Consider the following 663-nt stretch of genomic DNA (forward strand, 5'->3'; position numbering starts at 1 on the left):
CAGACGATAAAAAGCCCCGCTATTGCTAGCGAGGCTTCCTTCTTAATAAATGGCGGAGCGGACGGGACTCGAACCCGCGACCCCCGGCGTGACAGGCCGGTATTCTAACCAACTGAACTACCGCTCCACACGGTGATAAACAGTCTCCTGTTCATCCGATACATGTCGTTCAATACACATATCTAAATTGGAAGCCTGGCGATGTCCTACTCTCACATGGGGAAGCCCCACACTACCATCGGCGCTGTTACGTTTCACTACTGAGTTCGGCATGGAGTCAGGTGGGTCCATAACGCTATGGTCGCCAAGCAAATTTGTTAAAATCTGGGAAAATTCTGACTAGCTTCGTGTCTCAACACACATTCAATGTTCTTTCTTGAGTCCGCTAAAACCCCTTGGGTGTTGTATGGTTAAGCCTCACGGGCAATTAGTACAGGTTAGCTCAATGCCTCGCAGCACTTACACACCCTGCCTATCTACGTCGTAGTCTTCAACAACCCTTTAGAGACCTTAAAGGTCTAGGGATGACTCATCTTGAGGCTCGCTTCCCGCTTAGATGCTTTCAGCGGTTATCGATTCCGAACTTAGCTACCGGGCAATGCCACTGGCGTGACAACCCGAACACCAGAGGTTCGTCCACTCCGGTCCTCTCGTACTAGGAGC

At 50.7% G+C, this 663-nt stretch carries 1 tRNA gene and 2 rRNA genes; all 3 read right to left on the bottom strand.

The annotated features are described in order from the left end of the window. Window positions 1-50: 50 nt before the first annotated feature. Window positions 51-127, bottom strand: a tRNA-Asp gene (locus EQP46_RS24035). 66 nt (window positions 128-193) lie between these two features. Then, a 5S ribosomal RNA gene (rrf, locus tag EQP46_RS24040) occupies window positions 194-309 on the bottom strand. A gap of 97 nt (window positions 310-406) precedes the next feature. Beyond that, window positions 407-663: ribosomal RNA gene (locus EQP46_RS24045) — 23S ribosomal RNA — on the bottom strand; the annotation flags it as partial.

This window comes from Enterovibrio baiacu (genome assembly GCF_004120195.1).
Taxonomy (GTDB): Bacteria; Pseudomonadota; Gammaproteobacteria; order Enterobacterales; family Vibrionaceae; genus Enterovibrio; species Enterovibrio baiacui.